At 70.7% G+C, this 16,189-nt stretch carries 16 protein-coding genes; 8 read left to right on the top strand and 8 right to left on the bottom strand.

Features of this window, described 5'->3' with window-relative positions:
- Positions 1–21 precede the first annotated feature (21 nt).
- The 3 genes from BGO46_RS12210 to BGO46_RS12200 are packed head-to-tail and all read right to left on the bottom strand — an operon-like array spanning position 22 to position 3,004.
- A complete protein-coding gene (locus tag BGO46_RS12210) occupies positions 22–948 on the bottom strand; it encodes a DUF308 domain-containing protein (RefSeq protein ID WP_292676784.1) in 927 nt (308 codons plus the stop codon).
- 18 nt (positions 949–966) lie between these two features.
- The gene (locus BGO46_RS12205) at positions 967–1,521 is read right to left on the bottom strand and encodes a nucleoside phosphorylase (protein WP_292676786.1); all 555 of its coding nucleotides are present in this window, start codon (positions 1,519–1,521) and stop codon (positions 967–969) included.
- A gap of 4 nt (positions 1,522–1,525) precedes the next feature.
- Entirely contained in the window at positions 1,526–3,004 is a 1,479-nt protein-coding gene (locus tag BGO46_RS12200) for an NAD(P)/FAD-dependent oxidoreductase (protein WP_292676788.1), read from the bottom strand.
- A gap of 106 nt (positions 3,005–3,110) precedes the next feature.
- Between BGO46_RS12200 and BGO46_RS12195 the strand changes: the two genes are divergently transcribed.
- A complete protein-coding gene (locus tag BGO46_RS12195) occupies positions 3,111–3,698 on the top strand; it encodes a hypothetical protein (protein WP_292676790.1) in 588 nt (195 codons plus the stop codon).
- A 27-nt stretch (positions 3,699–3,725) separates the two neighbouring features.
- Here the strand turns inward: BGO46_RS12195 and BGO46_RS12190 are convergent, their stop codons facing one another.
- On the bottom strand, positions 3,726–5,825 hold the full coding sequence (locus BGO46_RS12190) for an NAD(+) synthase (RefSeq protein ID WP_292676792.1): 2,100 nt from the start codon (positions 5,823–5,825) through the stop codon (positions 3,726–3,728).
- Between the two features lie 83 nt (positions 5,826–5,908).
- Between BGO46_RS12190 and BGO46_RS12185 the strand changes: the two genes are divergently transcribed.
- Both BGO46_RS12185 and BGO46_RS12180 read left to right on the top strand, forming a co-directional pair.
- Entirely contained in the window at positions 5,909–9,427 is a 3,519-nt protein-coding gene (locus tag BGO46_RS12185) for a bifunctional RecB family nuclease/DEAD/DEAH box helicase (RefSeq protein ID WP_292676794.1), read from the top strand.
- Complete coding sequence (locus BGO46_RS12180; protein WP_292676796.1) at positions 9,424–9,771, top strand: DUF3467 domain-containing protein; 348 nt, start codon at positions 9,424–9,426, stop codon at positions 9,769–9,771. The genes BGO46_RS12185 and BGO46_RS12180 overlap by 4 nt, the downstream gene beginning before the upstream one ends.
- Before the next feature lie 26 nt (positions 9,772–9,797).
- Here the strand turns inward: BGO46_RS12180 and upp are convergent, their stop codons facing one another.
- Positions 9,798–10,430 (bottom strand): uracil phosphoribosyltransferase, encoded by a 633-nt coding sequence (gene upp / locus BGO46_RS12175; protein ID WP_292676798.1) that lies wholly within the window; start codon positions 10,428–10,430, stop codon positions 9,798–9,800.
- Between the two features lie 217 nt (positions 10,431–10,647).
- On the opposite strand from upp, the gene BGO46_RS12170 reads away from it, so the two are divergent.
- Positions 10,648–11,079 carry a nucleoside deaminase gene (locus tag BGO46_RS12170; protein WP_292676925.1) on the top strand — a complete coding sequence of 144 codons (432 nt, stop codon included), beginning with the start codon at positions 10,648–10,650 and terminating at the stop codon, positions 11,077–11,079.
- Positions 11,080–11,104: 25 nt separating this feature from the next.
- Here BGO46_RS12170 and BGO46_RS12165 read toward each other — a convergent pair whose 3' ends face one another.
- Entirely contained in the window at positions 11,105–12,217 is a 1,113-nt protein-coding gene (locus BGO46_RS12165) for an alpha/beta hydrolase (RefSeq protein WP_292676799.1), read from the bottom strand.
- A 73-nt stretch (positions 12,218–12,290) separates the two neighbouring features.
- Between BGO46_RS12165 and proC the strand changes: the two genes are divergently transcribed.
- The gene (gene proC, locus BGO46_RS12160) at positions 12,291–13,124 is read left to right on the top strand and encodes a pyrroline-5-carboxylate reductase (protein WP_292676801.1); all 834 of its coding nucleotides are present in this window, start codon (positions 12,291–12,293) and stop codon (positions 13,122–13,124) included.
- Between the two features lie 23 nt (positions 13,125–13,147).
- Here the strand turns inward: proC and BGO46_RS12155 are convergent, their stop codons facing one another.
- Together BGO46_RS12155 and BGO46_RS12150 are read right to left on the bottom strand one after the other, a co-directional pair.
- Positions 13,148–13,819, bottom strand: a complete 672-nt coding sequence (locus BGO46_RS12155; protein WP_292676803.1) for a TrkA family potassium uptake protein — start codon at positions 13,817–13,819, stop codon at positions 13,148–13,150.
- Complete coding sequence (locus BGO46_RS12150) at positions 13,812–15,254, bottom strand: potassium transporter TrkG (protein ID WP_292676805.1); 1,443 nt, start codon at positions 15,252–15,254, stop codon at positions 13,812–13,814. The genes BGO46_RS12155 and BGO46_RS12150 overlap by 8 nt, the downstream gene beginning before the upstream one ends.
- A gap of 70 nt (positions 15,255–15,324) precedes the next feature.
- Between BGO46_RS12150 and BGO46_RS12145 the strand changes: the two genes are divergently transcribed.
- From BGO46_RS12145 to BGO46_RS12135, 3 genes are all read left to right on the top strand, one after another.
- Positions 15,325–15,732: a metalloregulator ArsR/SmtB family transcription factor gene (locus BGO46_RS12145; protein ID WP_292676807.1), complete on the top strand. Its 408-nt coding sequence runs from the start codon at positions 15,325–15,327 to the stop codon at positions 15,730–15,732.
- Positions 15,733–15,857: 125 nt separating this feature from the next.
- On the top strand, positions 15,858–16,049 hold the full coding sequence (locus BGO46_RS12140) for a helix-turn-helix domain-containing protein (RefSeq protein WP_292676809.1): 192 nt from the start codon (positions 15,858–15,860) through the stop codon (positions 16,047–16,049).
- 83 nt (positions 16,050–16,132) lie between these two features.
- The coding region (locus tag BGO46_RS12135; protein WP_299986268.1) for an AURKAIP1/COX24 domain-containing protein at positions 16,133–16,189 on the top strand (57 nt) is incomplete at its 3' end.

Raw genomic sequence — 16,189 nt, 5'->3', positions numbered from 1 at the left:
CGACGCGGTCCCGCGCCGGCCTTACTGCAGGTGCGCCTCCGCGGCGGCGTAGATCGCCTCGTACAGCGACCGCAGCTGCTCGGCGTCGACGGCATCCCCTGCCGTGGACAGCGTTTGATCGACGATCGCATCGATGCCGGCGTCACCGGTTACCAGCAGCGTCTGCCCGATGGTGATCAGCGCGTCATCGGGGAAGACCGACTCGACGTCCTCGGCGCTCACCGTCGGGTCGATGTCCATCAGCAACTGGGTGATCTCGGGGCGTACTTCGGCGAGGAAGGCCTCTTCGCCCGCCGAGAGCGTCCCGGCATCCGTCGTGCCGTCTCCGGTCGTTCCGTCATCGGTCGTGCCGTCATCGGTCGCGGGGTCGCTCGTCTGCGTGTCGGGCAAGACATCGGTCGATGAGGACGTTCCGGCCAGCGAGAGGCCGGTGAACACCAGCGAGATGGTCAGTGCGACCATCGCGATGCCCGTGCCGACGACCGACAGCACGAGGGCCGTGATGCTCAGCGGCGTGCCGCCGTGACGCTTGCCGACGAGCGCGACGATCGAGATGACGAACCCGGCCAACAGCACGAGTCCGCCGATCAGCACCGCGATCACGCCCAGGATGGCGACGGGGACGAACCCGACGAGCGCCAGCACGATGCCCACGATCGCGAGGATCAGTGCCGTCCACGCGAGCGTCTTCGAACGGGTGTCCGGCCCGGTGGCCTGCGGCGCGACACCGTACGGCGCCGTCGGCTGCGCGTACGGGTACGCCTGCGTCGGCTGCTCTGGCGCGCCGTACGCCTGCGTGGGCTGTGTCGGGTACGCCGGTGGGGTGTAGGCCGGCGCGGTCGGGGCCGCGTACGCCTGCGTGGGCTGCTCGGGGGCGGGATACGCCTCCGTCGGCTGCGCCGCGGTCGGCTGATCGGGGGTGGGCTCGGTCGGCGGTGTGGTCGACATGCTTGAAGGCTACCTGGCTCAGACGCCGTAGCGTTCGCGCATCGCGTCCCGCAGGGTCGCGCTGCACGCGGCGACGGTCTCGCGCCAGTCGGTCACCGCGTCATCCTGCGCATTGTCCGAGACGGCCTTGAGCACCGTGATCGGCACGCCGAACTGCTCGGCGACCCAGATGTACGCGTAGGTCTCCATGTCGACGAGCGTCGCGCCGAGACCGCGAATGGATGCCACGGCATCCGCATCATCGACGAAGTGGTCGCCTGTCGCGATCGTCGCGGTGCCGCCGCGGGTCTGCACCTGCGCGGGCAATGACACGTGCTGCCCGGCGATGCCGTCGATGTCGGTGACGTCGTGCTGGATCGCCGCCGCGATCTCGTGCAGCCCCGTCGTGGCGGAGTCGAGTGAGCCCGCGGTGCCGACGACGACGATCTCGTCGATGCCGCCGGCGTCGAGCCGGCGCGTGAGGGCGTACGTCGCCTGCAGCTTGCCGGGGCCCGTGACGAGCCGCTCGAACCCGTCGAGCTCGTCTTCGAAGGCGACCAGTTCAGAGGCGAGGGCTGCGACGAGGAGTTTCACTGCCTCATTCTCCCATCGCGGATGCCCCGAACAGGTCCTCCAGGCGCGGTACTGAGCCGCGGGCGTCGGTGAGCACGGTGCGGGCGGCGTACCACCCGGGCATCCCCGTCACGCCCGGCCCCGGCGGCAGCGCCGACCCGGCGAGGTAGACGCCGCGGGCGGGTGTGCGCCACGGCACGGTGGAGACCACGGGGCTGCGCACGGCTTGGCGCAGCGTCAGCAGACCGCCCAGGCCGTCGCCGCCGATCGCCGCCGGGTTGCGTGCAGCCAGCTGCGATGCGCGGGTCACGTGCCGGCCGATGATGCGATCGCGGATGCCGGGCGCGAACTCCTCGAGTCGGCGCAGGATCGGCTCGGACGGGTCGAGGGCCGCCGCCCCGCGCGGCACGTGCAGGTACGCCCACAGCACCGCCGCGCCCGCGGGCGCGCGACTCGCGTCGATGACCGACGGCTGCGCGACCAGCACATACGGCGCCGGCGACAGGCGACCGCGGGCGACGCCTGCCGCGCTCGCGCGCACCTGCTCCGCCGTGCCGCCCACGTGGACGGTCACGGCGCGGCCGAGGTCTGGGTCGCGCCACGGCACGGGCCCGTCGAGGGCGAGATCGATCTTCGCCAAGCCCGGGCCGTACCGATACCGGCCGAGTGCGGCCGCGTACGATCCGGGGATGCCCGGAACGGTCGCCGCGAGCCGTGGCGACCCCGCGAGCACGAGCACGTCGCCCGCCGCCGCATCACCCCAGTCCAGCGCCGCGACATCGACGACGTTCTCGTTGCACGAGAGCTCACCGCCATGCGCGAGCAGGTCGTCGATCAGGGCATCCGTGATCGCACCCGCTCCGCCGCGGGGCACGGGCCAGCCGGTCGCCGCGTGGGCATGCGCTGCCAGCAGCAGCCCGGCGGCCGACCCTGCGAGCGACGGCAGCGTACGGGCGGCGTGCGCCGCGACGCCCGCCCACAGCACGAGGCCCGCTTCTGTGCGCAGCGCGAGTGATGGCGCCGTGCCCAGCAGCGCCGTGCGCACGGCGAATGCAGCCGCCGTCACCGGATGCCGCGGCACGCGCAGCAGATGATCGCCGGTCAGCGCGACGACGCCGTCGAGATGGTCGCGCAGCGGCTGGATCAGGCGGCGCCAGCGCGTGCCGTCGGCGCCGAGGCTCGCGGCCGTGCGGTCGAGATCGCGCCACGCGATCGCCGTCGGGCCGGAGGGCAGCGGGTGCGCGAACGAGGCATCCGGCACGAGCCATTCCACGCGGCGGTCGAGCCCGAACGCACGGAACCACACCGAGCTGCGGGCGACGGGATGCACCGCCGAGCCGACGTCGTGGCGGAACCCCGGCAGCGTCAGTTCCGCCGTCCGCGCCGACCCGCCGGCGGCGCCGGCGGCTTCGAGCACGCGCACGGAGTAACCGGCGCGGGCGAGCGTGACGGCCGCGACGAGCCCGTTCGGCCCGCTGCCGACGATCGTCGCGCGCGGTGACATCCCTCCATCATGGTCGGCGCGCCGCGCGGTTTGTCACGCCGGGATGTGACCCGCCGGCACGCCGGGTGCGCCAAGATGGAGCCATCGGATCAGCGATCGGAGCGACATGACACTGCAGACCGTTCTTCTCGACACGCCCGCGGGAGTCTCGGCTCGCCTCGGCTGGGACCCGGCGACGACGGTCCACGACCGCCGCCGGATCATCGCGAAGGAGCTGATCGCGACCAAGCTCGGCTGCGAGCCCACCGACATCCGCATCGAGCGCGAAGCGCCGCGCGGTTTCGGGTACCACACCCGCCTCATCGCCTCGCGCGACGGCGTCGACCTGCCCATTTCGATCGTGACCGCGAGCTACCGTGCCGCGACCGTCGTCGCGATCTGCGATCCCGATGTCCCGGTCGGCATCGACATCCGCGACCTGCACCCTGAGCCGGCTGACGTCCGCCAGATGCAGAAGCACTCGCACCTGCTCGACGGCACCGCGACCGACGATCTGCTGCAGCACTGGGTGCGTGTGCAGGCCGTGCTCGAGGCCGATGGCCGCGCCGCGCGCGTCGCTCCCGAGCATGTGCGGCTCGACATGGGCCGGCACAAGGGCTGGATCGGCGACAGGCAGGTCCAGTACGCGCTGACCGACATCTCGCGCGACGGTTGGGTCATCACCCTCGCGGTCGGCATCCCGCCGAAGGAGTAAGGGCGGGCCGGGCCCGCGGCGCTCGGGTCAGTCTTGGGGCAGGGCCGCGTCGAGCTCGGCGAGCCAGACCGCGGCGTTGCCGTCGGACGGTGCTCGCCAGTCGCCGCGCGGCGACAGCGAACCCGCCGGCAGCACCTTCGGGCCGTTCGGGATCGCGGTGCGCTTGAACTGCGCGAACCCGAAGTAGCGCTTCAGGAACACGCGCAGCCAGCGCACGATCGTCGCGCGGTCGTACGCGTAGCGGTCGTCGTCGGGGAACCCCGGAGGCCAGGCTCCCGCCTCGGCATCCGCCCACGCCTGCTCGGCGAGGAACGCGATCTTCGACGGGCGCAGGCCGTAGCGCAGCACGTGGAACAGTGTGAAGTCGTGCAGCGCGTACGGACCGATCGTGTCTTCCGTCGACTGGACCTTGCCGTCCTGGCCTGCCGGTACGAGCTCGGGGCTGATCTCGGTGTCGAGCACCGACTGCAGCACGTCCTTGGCGTCCTGCGTCAGGTCTGCGCCACCACCATCACTGTGCGCGATGACCCACCGGATGAGGTGCTGGATGAGGGTCTTGGGCACACCCGCGTTGACGGCGTAGTGGCTCATGTGGTCGCCGACGCCATACGTCGCCCAGCCGAGGGCGAGCTCCGACAGATCGCTCGTGCCGACGACGAATCCGCCGCGCTGGTTCGCCAGGCGGAACAGGAAGTCGGTGCGCGCACCGGCCTGCACGTTCTCGAACGTGACGTCGTAGACGGGCTCGCCCGCGGCGAACGGATGCCCGATGCCGGTGAGGATCTCGGTCGCCATCGGCCGGATGTCGATCGTCTCGATCGATGCGCCGATCGCCTCGGCGAGGGCGATCGCGTTCGATTTGGTGTGCTCGCTCGTCGCGAATCCCGGCATCGTGTAGGCGAGGATGTCGGCGCGCGGGCGGCCCATGAGATCCATCGCGCGGGCCACGACCAGCAGCGCATGCGTCGAGTCGAGACCGCCCGAGACGCCGATGACGGGCTTCGGCGATCCGATCGCGCGCATGCGCTGCACGAGCGCGGACACCTGGATGTTGAACGCCTCGTAGCAGTCCTGGTCGAGGCGTGCGGCGTCGTCGGGAACGAACGGGAACCGGTCGAGCGGCCGACGCAGCCGAGTGGCGGATGCCGGGGGAGCGAGCGTGAACTCATACTCGACGTAGTCGTCGGCGGGCTCGCCGGCGGGGCGCAGCTCGGCGACGCGGTTGTCGTCGAAGGTGCCCTGGCGCAGGCGGTCTTGACGCAGGCGGTCGAGGTCGACGTCGGCGATCGACATGCGTGCGCCGGTGGGGAAGCGCTCCGTCTCGGCCAGCAGGGTGCCGCCCTCGTAGATCATCGTCTGGCCGTCCCACGAGACGTCGTTCGTCGATTCGCCCGTGCCGGCAGCGGCATAGGCGTAGGCGGCGAGACACCGCAGCGACTGTGACTGCGCGAGGGTCTTGCGATCTTCGGCGCGCGCGATCGTGATCGGGCTGCCCGAGAGGTTCGCGAGGACGGTGGCCCCCGCGAGCGCGGCACGCGACGAGGGCGGGACGGGAACCCACAGGTCTTCGCAGATCTCGACGGCCAGCACGAGTCCCGGCACGTCATCCGCGCGGAAGAGCAGGTTCGACCCGAACATCGCCTCGATGCCGCCCTGCTCGAGCGACCCGCCGAGCCGCACGACGCCGTCGTAGGTGGGGCCCGAGGCATACCAGCGGCGCTCGTAGAACTCACGGTACGTCGGCAGATACGTCTTGGGGACGACCCCCATCACTTCACCGCGGTGGATCACGACGGCGCAGTTGTAAAGCCGGTTGCGCACCCGCAGGGGAGCGCCGACGACGAGCACCGGCAGCAGGTCCTCGGAGGCGCGCACGATCGCGAGGATCGCCGCCTCCGTGGCATCCAGCACGGCGTCCTGCATCACGAGGTCGTCGATCGCGTACCCGGTCAGGCACAGTTCGGGGAACACCGCGACGGCGACGCCCTCGTCGTGCGCCTCGCGGGCCGAGGCCAGCACGGCGGCGGCGTTGGTCGCCGGATCGGCGATCGCGACCGGGATCGTGCAGGCCGCGATGCGCGCGAAGCCGTGCCGGTAGACGCTCTCGAACGGAAGGTTCTCGCTCACGGCACCAGTCTGTCAGGTCGGCCGGGCTCGCGCCCGGGGCCCGTGTCGGCACCCGCCGCTAGGGTCGATTGCGGAAGGGCGACATGCGATACATCGAAGACGAAGGCCGGATCGTCTGGAGCGCGAGCGATCTCAAGGCCGCGGCCGAATGCGAGTTCGCGTGGCTGCGCCAGATCGACGCGAAGCTCGGCCGCGTGCCGGCCGTCGAAGAGCCCGAAGACCTCACGCTCGCCCGCGCCGGGCGGCTCGGCACGCAGCACGAACTGCGCCAGCTCGAGGCCTACCGCGCCCAGTATCCGGGTCGTGTCGTCGAGTTGCCCGAGACGCGATCGTCGGATGCCGCGGGCATCGCGGCCGCCGTCGCCGCGACCAACGCGGCGCTTGCCGACTCCGGCGTCGCCGTCATCTATCAGGCGGTGTTCTCGACCGACGAGTTCGTCGGTTTCGCCGACTTCCTGCTGCGTGACGGGGACGGCCGCTGGATCGTGCAGGACACCAAACTCGCGCGGCACGCCCGCGTGACGGCGCTCATGCAGCTGGCGGCATATGTCGATCAGCTCGACCTCCTCGGCGTGGAGCACAGCGACCGCGTCGAGCTGCTGCTCGGCGACGGCTCGACGTCGGTGCACGCCGTGCGTGACCTCATGCCGGTGTTCCGCCTACGTCGCGCGCGGCTGCGCGCGCTCATCGCCGACCGCGACCTGCCTGCCGGGGCCGGGGGTGCCCCGATCGCGTGGGGTGACGAGCGCGGCGCACTGCGGGTCGTCGCGTGTGGGCGGTGCGCGACGTGCGACGCCGAGGTGATCGCGCACCGCGATCTGCTGCTCGTCGCGGGCATGCGCCCCGTGCAGCGCGACCGGCTGCGGGCCGCCGGCATCCGCACGATCGACGAGCTGGCGGATGCCCGGGAGGCCCCCGACCGCATGTCGTGGGACACCTTCACGGGTCTGCGCACGCAGGCCCGGCTGCAGCTGGCCAGCCCCGCGGGCGGTGTCGCTGCCGCCGAGCCCGCGGCGGCAGAACCCGCGATCCCGACCTACGAGGTCGTGTTCCCTAAGGCGATCGGCGCGCTGCCTCGACCCGACCGCGGTGACATCTTCTTCGACTTCGAGGGCGACCCGCTGTACACCGAGACTCCCGCCGCGGGCGCGCCGCCGCAGTGGGGCATCGACTACCTCTTCGGCTGGGTCGATGACGCCGAGCAGTACACGGCGCTGTGGGCGCACACCCACGCCGATGAACGACGGGCTTTCGAGGAGTTCCTCGATTTCGTCGCCCTGCGCCGTCGCACCCACCCGGGCATGCACATCTACCACTACGCGCCGTACGAGACGACGCACCTGCTGGCGATGGCCGCAACCTACGGCACGCGCGAGGCCGAGGTCGACACGCTGCTACGCGAAGGCGTCTTCGTCGATCTCTATCCGATCGTCCGGCGCGCGCTGCGGGTGGGCTCGCGGTCGTACTCGATCAAGAAGCTCGAACCGCTGTACATGGGCGATGAGGTGCGCACGAGCGATGTGCAGCGCGGCGACGATTCGATCGTGAAGTATGTCGAGGCGCGCGTGCTGCTCGATGCCGGGACGGCATCGGATGCCGCCGCCGGCGAGGCGATCCTCGCCGACCTCGCCGACTACAACCGCTACGACTGCGTCTCGACCCGCCGGTTGCGCGACTGGCTCGTCGAGCGCGCCCGCGAGGCGAAGCTGACACCGTCGGCCGACGTCGATGCGGCCGAGCGCCCGTACGAGCCGTCGCCGCGGGCCGAGTCGCTCGCACGTCTGGCGCATGCGGCACACGAGCAGGATGCCGTGACCGCGCTGCGCCTGGGCGCCGCCGCGATCGACTACTACCCGCGTGAGGCGAAGACCTTCTGGGCGACGCACTTCCTGCGCCTGCGCGAGCCCGTGTCGATCTGGGAGGACACCCGTGACGTCGTCGTCTTCGACCACGACCGCTGTCGCGTGCTGACCGACTGGCACATCCCCGAGGGCGCGCGCGTGCAGCGTCGCGTGCTCGAGCTGCGTGGCGATCTCGCGCCCGGAACCCGGCTGTCCGCCGACAGCAGCGTATTCGTGCTGTACGAGCTGCCCGCCCCGTTCCCGGTCGACACGAGTCCGCGCTGGATCCACGCCGCCCGCACGGTGCGCATCGTCGACACGCTCGATGACGGGGTCGTCATCGAAGAGAACTCCATCGCGGGGTTCACCTGGCAAGAGCTGCCGATCGCGCTGACCCCGCCCGCGCCGCCGCAGGCCGGCAGCCAGCAGGCCGCGATCGATCAGTGGGCCGACGCGGTGATCCAGGCCGCGCCCGAGGCCGCGGCATCCTTCCCGCGCGATGCCGCGACCGATCTGCTGCTGCGCCGCCCGCCGCGCACACGCAGCGGCACGCTCGCGCGCGAAGCGGGTGACGACGTGACCGACATCGCCCGCTCGGTGCACGACCTCGACCACAGCTATCTCGCGGTGCAGGGCCCGCCCGGCACGGGCAAGACCTACGTCGGATCGCACGTCGTCGCACGGCTCGTCGCCGAACAGGGGTACAAGGTCGGCGTCGTCGCACAGTCCCACGCGGTCGTCGAGAACATGCTCGACCGCATCGTCGAGGCGGGCGTCCCGCGCGGGCAGGTCGCGAAAGCGCTCAAGGGTGGCACCTCCGCCGAGCCGTCGTTCACTCCGATCGCGAAAGACGGCTACGCGACGTTCGCGGCAGAGCACCCCGAGGGGTTCGTCATCGGCGGCACAGCGTGGGATCTCAGCCACGCCGGCCGCGTGCCGCGCGGCAGCCTCGACCTGCTCGTGATCGACGAGGCGGGCCAGTTCTCGCTGGCATCCACGATCGCCGTCTCGGTCGCCGCGCAGCGCCTGCTGCTGCTCGGCGATCCGCAGCAGCTGCCGCAGGTGAGCCAAGGCACGCACCCTGAACCCGTCGACACCTCGGCGCTCGGCTGGCTCATGGACGGCTCTGCCGTCATCGCGCAGGATCGCGGGTTCTTCCTCGCGCAGACGCGGCGCATGCGCCCCGAGGTCGCCGAACCCGTCTCGCAGCTGTCGTACGAGTGCAGGCTCGCGGCGCATCCGACGACGTCGGCGCGGCACCTCGACGGCATCGCGCCCGGCGTGATCCCCGTGCCGCTCGGGCACACCGGCAACGCGACGGCATCGCCCGAAGAGGCGGATGCCGTCGTCGCGATCGTCTGCGACCTCGTCGGGCGGCAGTGGACCGCCGGTGACGGCGAGCCGCCGCGCGCGCTGTCACCGGAAGACCTCATCGTCGTGACCCCGTACAACGCGCAGCAGGTCACGGTCGAAGAAGCGCTCGGGGCTGCCGGGTTCGGCGCCGTGCCCGTCGGCACGGTCGACAAGTTCCAGGGCCAGGAGGCGGCCGTCGCGATCGTCTCCCTCGCCGCCTCGTCGGGGCGCGACGCCCCGCGCGGGCTCGAGTTCCTGCTACTGCAGAACCGTCTGAACGTCGCCGTCTCGCGCGCTGAGCACACGGCGTACATCGTGTACGGCACCGGCCTGCTCGATGATCTGCCCCGCACGCCCGACGGTGTCACGCGACTGAGCGCGTTCGGGCGCCTGGTCGGGGCCGCGTGACCGTAGACTCAGGCATCCGTGCAGATGCCGACGAAGAGGATGCCATGAGTGACGACGCTCCGCGCCAGTTCGAGATCGACGTGCCCCCGGAGGTCGTCGCCGGCAGCTACGCCGACTTCGCCAACGTGTGGCACACCCCCGACGTGTTCGTGATGGACTTCGTCTCGCTCGCGCGGCCACCGCAGGCCGCGACGGATGCCGATGGCAAGCCCATCACGCTTGTGCCCGGTCAGGTCGTGCAGCGTGTGCGGATCCCTCCGCACCAGGTGTTCGAGCTCGCCAAAGCGCTCACCCAGCAGCTCGAGTTCTGGGAGCAGGAGACCGGCCGCCGCACGAGCGGCTGAGCGGCCCCAGGATCACTGGCCCGCGCTCAGACCGTGCCGTACAACCGGTCGCCCGCGTCGCCGAGGCCCGGCACGATGTAGCCGCGCTCGTTGAGGCCCTCGTCGACCGTGCCCAGCACGAGCGTCACGTCGCGGTCGCCGACCTTCTCTTCGATCGCGGCGATGCCCTCGGGCGTGGCCAGCAGGCAGATCGCGGTGACGTCCTGCGCACCGCGCGCGAACAGGAAGTCGATCGCCGCGCCGAGTGAACCGCCCGTCGCGAGCATCGGGTCGAGCACGAAGCACTGCCGGTCACTGAGGTCATCCGGCAGGCGCTCGGCGTAGGTCGCCGGCTGCAGGGTCTCTTCGTCACGCACCATGCCCAGGAAGCCGACTTCGGCCGTCGGCACGAGCTTGACCATGCCTTCGAGCATGCCGAGGCCCGCGCGCAGGATCGGCACGACGAGGGGGCGCGGCTCGCTGATGCGCACACCCGTCGTCGTCGTGACGGGGGTCGTGATCTCGACCTCCTCGACGCGCACGCTGCGGGTCGCCTCGTACGCGAGAAGCGTGACGAGCTCTTCCGTGAGCTGGCGGAACACCGGCGACGGGGTGCGCTGGTCGCGCAGCACCGTCAGCTTGTGGGTGATGAGGGGGTGATCGGCAACGTGCACGCGCATGGTGTTCAGCCTACGCGTCAGAGCCGTCCGACCGCGGATCGGGGTTCCACGCAGCCGCGAGCACGATCGCGTCGGCTCAGAAGGCGGAGCCGGCGCGCAGCTCGAGCATCAGTGCGGGGTCGGTCGCGCGCCGTGCGCGCGTCCCATGGGGAGCACTCCCCATGGGACCTACCCTGGAGGGGTGCCCCTGCCGACCGCTCCCGCCGACGACGCGGCGATGGCGCGCGCGCTCGAGCTCGCGGCGCAGGCTGCGGCAGCGGGGGAGATCCCCGTGGGCGCCGTGGTGACGGATGCCACCGGCCGGGTGCTCGGCGAAGGCCGCAACCTGCGCGAAGAGACCGCCGACCCCACCGCTCACGCCGAGATCGTCGCCCTGCGCGAGGCGGCGCAGGCGATCGGCTCGTGGAACCTCGACGACTGCACTCTGACGGTGACGCTCGAGCCCTGCCTCATGTGCGCGGGGGCGATCCTGCAGGCGCGCGCGGGGCGAGTCGTGTTCGGCGCGTGGGACGAGAAGGCCGGCGCTGCCGGATCGGTGTACGACGTGCTGCGTGACCGCCGGCTGCCCGTGCGCGCCGAGGTCGTCGGCGGCGTGCGCGAGCACGAGGCGCAGGCGCTGCTGCGGGCGTTCTTCGACGCGCGCCGCTGACGCGCCCGCGGGCGCTACCGGCGCCTCAGTCCGACGAGCTGAGGATGATCGCCTCGGTGGGCGGCGCGGGGTCGGCCGGGCGCCCGATGTAGCCGATGACCGCGAGCAGCGCGCGGCGGAACTCGGCCGGGCGCTCGAGGTGCGGCGAGTGGCCCACCCCCTCGAGCGTCAACTCGGTGACCTCGCCGCCCGCGGCGCGGTAGGCATCCAGCACGTCGCGGGTCTGCGAGACCATCGGCTGCGCAGGCGCGACCTCGTCGCCCGGCCAGCCGGGGATGACCCCGAGCGCGCCCAACTGGTTGAGGTCGAAGAACGAGGCATCCGACACGATCGCATCGGCCGTGCCGTGCACCCACAGCACCGGCGGCTTGTCGGCCAGCGCCACGATCCCCGAGGTGTCGAAGTAGCGCGGCACCATCGTGTTGAGCACGCCCGTCGTCCCCGCCGCGAAGCCGGGCCAGTTCTCGCTCGGCACGCCGTCGCCGGGGTAGTTGCCCTCGGCGGTCGAGGTCGTGTTCATCGACTCGACCCACAGGTCTTCGTTGTCGCTCGTGTAGCCCGCCGCGACGTAGCCCGAGCGGAACACGCTGCGCGGCGAGGTCTGCGCCTCGTCGGTCGTGTCGCGGTCGGTGAGGCGCTGCACGAAGTCGGGATTCGCGCCGCCCCCACCGCAGCCGGCGTCGTCGTCGGTGAGTCGCGACCCATCGCGGCGCGTGCCGCCGAAGCCGTACGGCGAGACGGGTGCCTGCAGCGTCAGCGACAGCACGGGGTGGTCGAGCGCGTACTGCATGACGACGCCGCCGCCCATCGACCAGCCCACGAGGTGCGCCGTGGGGATCTCGAGCGCCACGAGCGTCGCGTGGATGTCGTCGCTGAAATCGCGCACGCCGCGCGTCGCGTCGATCGGCAGGCTCTCGGTGCCGCCGAACCCGCGCAGGTCGATCGCGATGACCCGCAGGTCGTGCGGCAGATCCTGCATGATCTCCTGCCAGAACAGGCTCGACGAGACGTTCCCGTGGATGAGGACGACGGTCTGATCGGGCGCCGTCGCGGGGTCATCGCCCGTGCGCTCGAGGATGTTGACCGTCAGTCGATCCGTGGTGATGAGGCGGGCGCCGATGCCGTCCAAGAGGGTCATAGCCGCATCCTACCCCGCGGCCCGAAACGTGTGAATGAACTTTCAGGTAAGCGATCGTCCATAGGATGGACGCATGTCTCAGACGCTCCCCGCGATCGCGATTCTCGGTGCCGGTTCGATGGGGGGCGCGATCCTGCAGGGGCTCGTCCGCTCGGGCCGTGCGTCGCAGGTGACGGTCACCAATCGCTCTGCCGCGAAGGCCGCAGAGCTCGCCGACCTTGACGGCGTGACGAGTCTCGCACTCGAGGCGGATGCCACGGCCAACACCGCCGCGGCGGCATCCGCCGACATCGTCCTGATCGGGGTCAAGCCCGTCATGGTGCCCGATCTGCTGCGCGAGATCGCGCCGGTGTTGCGTCCCGGCACGATCGTCGTGAGCCTGGCGGCCGGGGTCACGATCGCGACCTTCGAGTCGATCGTGGGCGAAGGCATCCCGGTCGTGCGCTCCATGCCGAACACACCGGCTGTCGTCGGCAAGGCCGTCACGGGGATCGCCGGCGGCAGCGCGGCATCCGCCGCCGACGTCGCGCTCGTGCGCGCCCTGTTCGAGACCTGCGGCGCCGTGATCGAGCTCGCCGAGGAGCAGATCGACGCGCTCGGGACGATCTCGGGTTCCGGCCCCGCGTACGTGTTCCTCCTGATCGAAGACCTCACCGAGGCCGCCCGCGGCAAGGGCTTCTCGGACGCCGACGCCCGGCTCATGGCCGAGCAGACCTTCATCGGCGCCGCGGCGCTGCTGGATGCCACGGGCGAAGACCCCGCTGAGCTGCGCCGCCGCGTGACGAGCCCCAAGGGCACGACCGAGCGCGCGATCGCGGTGCTGCAGGGGGCGCGCCTGGACGGCGTGTTCGCCGAGGCGACCGACGCAGCGCTCGCGCGGTCGCGCGAGCTCGCCGCGGGGGCGTGACGGGGGCCTAACCCGGCCCTCGACTAGCGGTCGAGCCCCGCGAACCGCTCGATGTCGCTGTTGGTGCCCGACACGATGATGAGGTCGTGGTTGGTGACGACCGTGTCGGCTTCGGCGTAGCGGAACGGCTTGCCGGGGCTCTTCACGCCGACGACCGTGACGTTGTACTTCGATCGCACCCCCGACTCGTTCAGACCCGTGCCGCGGATGAACTTCGGCGGGTACATCTTGGCCAGCACGAAGTCGTCGTCGAACCGGATGAAGTCGAGCATGCGGCCCGACACGAGGTGCGCGACGCGTTCGCCGGCTTCGCGCTCCGGGTAGATCACGTGGTTCGCGCCCACGCGGGCGAGGATCTTGCCGTGGCTCTGCGAGACGGCCTTGGCCCAGATCTGCGGCACCTTGAGGTCGACGAGGTTGGCGGTGATCAGCACGGATGCCTCGATCGAGGAGCCCGTCGCAACGATCGCGACCTGGAAGTCCTGCGCGCCGATCTGCTTGAGCGCCTCGATGTTGCGGGCGTCGGCCTGCACCGTGTGGGTGACCCGCTCCGACCACTTCTGCACGAGCTCGAGGTTCGCGTCGATCGCGAGCACCTCGCGGTCGAGGCGGTCGAGCTCGCCGGCGCAGGCCGCGCCGAACCGACCGAGGCCGATCACCAGGACGGGAGCGTCGCTCCGGATCTGCTCAACCAACGATGGGCCTTTCCACGGGCAGCGAGTAGTGCTGCGAACGGGACGTCGCGGCCACGGCCGCGGCGAGTGTCACTGTACCAACGCGGCCCATGAACATGGTCAGCGCCATGACGTAGACGGCGGGGTCGGGCAGGTCGGCCGTGATGCCGGTCGACAGCCCGACGGTTGCGAACCCCGAGATGACGTCGAACAGCACTTTCTCGACGGGTGCCTGGGTGAGTTGGGAGATCGTGATCGTCGACAGGGCGACGATCGTCGCGCCCCACGCGACGACCGAGAGGGCGACCCGCTGCACGTCGCTGGGGATGCGGCGTCCGAACGCCTGCACGCTCGGGCGACCCTTGGCCTCTGACCAGACGGCGAGGGCGAGGATCGCGAGGGTCGTCACCTTGATGCCGCCGGCGGTGGATGCCGAGCCTCCGCCGACGAACATCAGCATCGATCCGACGACGAGCGACGACCCGTGCAGCTGGTCGATGTCGACGATCGAGAAGCCGCCGGACCGGGTCATCGCCGACAGGAAGAACGCCTGGAACGTCGTGTCCCATGCGCCGAGCCCACCGAACGTCTTGGGATTGTCGTACTCGAGCAGGAGGAACACGAACGCGCCCAGGATGAACAGGGTCACGGTCGTGATGATCGTGAGCTTCGTGTGCAGCGTCCAGCGGCGCACGTGCAGGTGCTTGCGCCACAGCGTGAAGATGACGGGGAAGCCGATCGATCCGAGGAACACGCCCGCCATCAGCAGCGTCAGCACGAGGTAGTTCTGCGCGAACGGCTCGATGCCGCCGGCGTTGGGGGCGAAGCCCGTGTTGGTGAACGACATGGCCGCGTAGTACGGGGCCTCCCACAGCGCGCTCAGCGGGTCGACGCCGCTCAGCAGCAGCGACGGGTATAGCAGCACAGCCAGGACGGCCTCGATCACGAGGGTCGACAGGGCGACCGTCGCGAGCATCTGGCCGACCTCGCCCAGCAGCACGGTCTGCCCCTCGTTGACGGGACCGCCGTGCGCGCGCAGCGGGTTGGAGTCTCCCGCCGCGATGAGCTTGGCGCGCAGACCCAGGCGCTTGGAGATCACGAGCCCCAGGATCGAGGCGAGCGTCAGCACGCCGAGGGCGCCGACGTTGACGCCGATGTAGACGAGCACGTGTCCGAAGGGGCTCCAGTGGGTGCCCATGTCGACGGTCGACAGGCCCGTCACGCAGATCGTCGAGACGGCCGTGAACAGAGCGTCGACGAACGGCGTCGCGGTGCCGTCGGCGGATGCCGCGGGCAACGAGAACAGCGCCGTGAACAGCAGGATCAGGGTGAGGAAGACGAGGACGGCGAATCGCGAGGGGGATGCCGTGGTCAGCTCACGCAGCTTGCCCCACGCCTCGGATGCCGTCGTGCGGAGGCCGCCCCATGCCCGGGTCCCGACGGTGTCGCCCGCCATTGACCTGCCTCTCTCGCCGGAAGAATCGTTGTCATGGTACTCCGGCCGCGGCGCGGGCTAACCTAAGACAATGGCGGACATCTTCGACGTGATCGCCGACGGCACCCGTCGGGACATCCTGCAGCTGTTGCGCGAGCGCGCGGCATCCGGCGAACTCGGCACGAGCGTCTCGCACATCGTGACCGAGCTGCGGGTGAGCCAGCCCACCGTCTCCAAGCACCTCAAGGTGCTGCGCGAGGCTGAGCTCGTCTCGGTCCGCGAAGAGGGCCAGCACCGCTACTACAGTCTGTCGGTCGCGCCGCTGGACGAAGTGGACGACTGGCTGGTCCCGTTCTTCGACGACGGCCTGGCTGCGGCCGAAGCGGCCGCGTCGAACCTGCCCGAGTCGGCCGTGGCCGCGGCTGACCTGGTGGGCCGTGCCGCGGCATCCACGAAGCATGCCTTCGACAGCATGTTCAAGCGTATCCCGGGCCGCTGAGCACAGGTTCCCCACCTCGCACGCTGGTCACAGAGGTTTACACGAGTCCCACGCGCCCCCTACGCTATGTCTATGGCTCACCTGGGAGAGCCTGGCGTGAGTGATGTTGGGGGAGTAAGGGACTGATGACCGAGTTGTCCGATGTGCGTTTTCTGACCGTCGCTGAGGTGGCGGAGCTGATGCGCGTGTCCAAGATGACCGTGTACCGTCTCGTGCACTCCGGCGAGCTGCCGGCCGTCCGCTTCGGCCGCAGCTATCGCGTGCCGGAGTCGGCCGTGACCGACGCCCTGCAACGTCCTATCGCCGACGTCGGCTAGAATGTCCCAAGGGCATTTTTCGTGATGCCCGTTCCCGGACGCGAAAGATGCGCGTCCAGACCCCTGACATAGTGAGGTTTTCCGTGGGTTCTGTCATCAAGAAGCGCCGCAAGCGCATGGCGAAGAAGAAGCACCGCAAG

It is taken from the genome of Microbacterium sp. 70-16 (genome assembly GCF_001898315.1).
Taxonomy (GTDB): Bacteria; Actinomycetota; Actinomycetes; order Actinomycetales; family Microbacteriaceae; genus Microbacterium.
This window is presented reverse-complemented; position numbering and strand designations above follow the sequence as displayed.